Genomic DNA, 2410 nt, shown 5'->3' with positions numbered 1-2410 from the left:
AAGCGCGGCACAGGCACGCCCAGGGTGTATGTGGTGTCCTCACCGTTGCCGCCGGGACCGGGTTCGGTGCGCATGGCCAGGGGCAGCTGCCCGCCCTCAAGCTTCCAGCCGGGCAGGTCCACAAAGCCTTCCCGCACGGTGGGGTCTATGCGCTGCAACCGCTGGCCGAAGTGCTCCAGGATGGCGGAACTGAACTCCCTGCCGCCCGTATGGCGTGTGATGGCCTTGACGACCGGCAGCACATTGGTGGTTGCCAGCAGCACAGAAACCACCCTGTCGCCCGCAGCGTCCACATACAGCGGGGCCACGATGGGAAAGGCCATATCCATGACCAGTTCGCCGTTTTGCCGCCGCACAGGCAGAAACACAAGATGGCGCGTACGGATGGCCTCGGTGATGTACGCGCGCTGTTCCACGCTCAAAACAGGCGGCTCGCCGGGCGACAAATACACTTCCAGGTCTGTGTTGATGAGGCACGCGCCCCAGAAAGAGTTCTTTTCAACAAAGTCCTTGAGCTGCCGCAGCATCATGGGCAGACGCGGCAAAATGGCGCTGATGGGGTCCTGCGCCGGCGCCCGCAGCCCTTCCGGCACCGAATCAGCAAAACTGTCCGGCGAGGGCAGGTTTTCCGGCTCTTTCTGCGATTCGTGCAGCAGCACGTCCGCCGACAGGCGCGAGTTGTTGACCTCTGCTGCGAAAAGCCGCAACAGATCCGTTTCTGCGAACATTTCAACCTGTTTGATGATCGCGCCAGACCAGACGGTGAGCAGGGCCACCTTGTTATTGACCTGTACGTGCAGGTTCTGCCCCACCTCGCGCAACATGCGCTCGCGGGAATTCTGAAGGTACCAGTTGGCCCCTGTCACGATAAGAACCGCCATCACAGCGAAAACAGCCAGCATGATCCGGGCTGCGGCGCGGTTGCTCGACTTTCTGTCGGAAGAATCCTGTAATGCCATAATCGTTCCTTTCGCGACGGATCAGCGCTCTCGCAGGGCGTTCTGCTTGGCCTTGAGAATGGGCTTGAGCAGATAATCCAGAACAGTTTTTTTGCCGATAAGAATATCTGTGGTCACAATCATGCCGGGAATAATGGGCAGATATTCCTTGTGGTAGACAATGGCGTTTTTCTGGGTGCGCACCTTGACCAGATAGAAATGTTCGCCCTTCTTGTCTTCAATGGTGTCGGCACTGATGGACTCGAGCTTGCCTTCAAGCCCGCCGTAAATAGAAAAGTCATAGGCAGAAACCTTGACCATCACATCCTGGCCGGGGCGCAGAAAAGCCACGTCCTGCGGCTTGACCTTGGCCTCTACCAGCAGGGTGTCGTCCAGGGGCACGATATCCATGATGGGTTCGCCGGGTTTTACCACGCCGCCCACGGTGGAAATGTATATCTGCTTTACCGTGCCGCGCACGGGCGCCCGAAGTTCGGTGCGGGTTACCCGGTCGCGGCCGGCAGAGATGCTTTCACGCAGCGAGTTCAGCTCCTGCCGTCTTTTATTGATCTCTTCAGTGATGGCCGACGCCTGTTCCGCACGACGCGAGGCGATGCGCTGCTGCGATTCTTCGGCCGCAGCCTGCGCCTTGGGTATGGTCGCGGCCAGGGCGTCAATCTGCCCCTGCAGTTCCACCACGCGCTGCTGCAGGCCGAGATATTCCATCTTGGAAAAGTTGTTGCGCTGCACCAGGGTGTAAGCCGCATCGCGCTGCTCAATGGCGAGGGCCAGGCTGCGGTCAAGCTGCACCTTGCGGGCCGTCTGCTCCTCCACATCGTGCATGCGCTGGGTATACTGCGACTGGAGCACCTCCACTTCGGCATTAAGCTGCACGCGGCGCACCTGATAGGCATTTTCCTGGTCCTGCATGATCTGGCGGGCGCGCACCAGAATGGCCTCGTCCACCTTGCGGCCAATAAGCTGGCTGGCCCAGGCTTCAAGATGCTCAGGAAAAACAGGCGGCTCGCCTTTTATTTCCGCTTCAAGGCGAATAATGGCGAGACTGTTTTCCATAGCCTTGTTCACGGCATCGCGGTACGCGCTCTCGGCCATTTCGTTATCCAGTTGGGCCAGCGTTGTCCCCTTGTCCACAATCTGGCCTTCGCGCACCATAACGGCACGCAAAATGCCGCCTTCAAGGTTTTGTATGGTCTGGGTGCGCTGCGAACCCACCACCGTGCCTTCGGCGTGGGTCACTTCATCAACGCTGGCAAAAGCGGCCCAGATGATAAGGCACAAAAACATGACCGCCACGCAGATGGAAAGCGCCCGGACGCCGAAATGGGGTCTGCGTGCCAACGCGGCGTCCACCTCGCTGGCAAATTGTATGTCGTCAGGCGTCAAGCCGTTGAGGGGCGCGTCCATGGCGGCAAAAAGACCGGGGCTGCCCTGCGGCGGGCCACCTGGCTGCT

The 2410-nt window shown here is 59.8% G+C and carries 1 protein-coding gene and 1 pseudogene; both read right to left on the bottom strand.

Annotation, left to right across the window (positions count from 1 at the left end; genetic code table 11):
- Window positions 1–959: pseudogene (locus V6C07_RS03135) on the bottom strand (HD domain-containing phosphohydrolase); the annotation flags it as partial.
- Window positions 960–980: 21 nt separating this feature from the next.
- On the bottom strand, window positions 981–2363 hold the full coding sequence (locus V6C07_RS03130) for an HlyD family type I secretion periplasmic adaptor subunit (RefSeq protein WP_333534921.1): 1383 nt from the start codon (window positions 2361–2363) through the stop codon (window positions 981–983).
- Window positions 2364–2410 lie beyond the last annotated feature (47 nt).

The organism is Desulfovibrio sp. 1214_IL3152 (genome assembly GCF_036763055.1).
GTDB lineage: Bacteria > Desulfobacterota > Desulfovibrionia > Desulfovibrionales > Desulfovibrionaceae > Desulfovibrio.
Note: the sequence above shows the minus strand (reverse complement) of the source record. Positions and strands in the feature narration are given on the sequence as shown.

Bases quoted from the DNA above. Each gene is read 5' to 3' on its own strand.
- V6C07_RS03130 (WP_333534921.1), bottom strand. From the start codon at position 2,363: ATGGACGCGCCCCTCAACGGCTTGACGCCTGACGACATACAATTTGCC.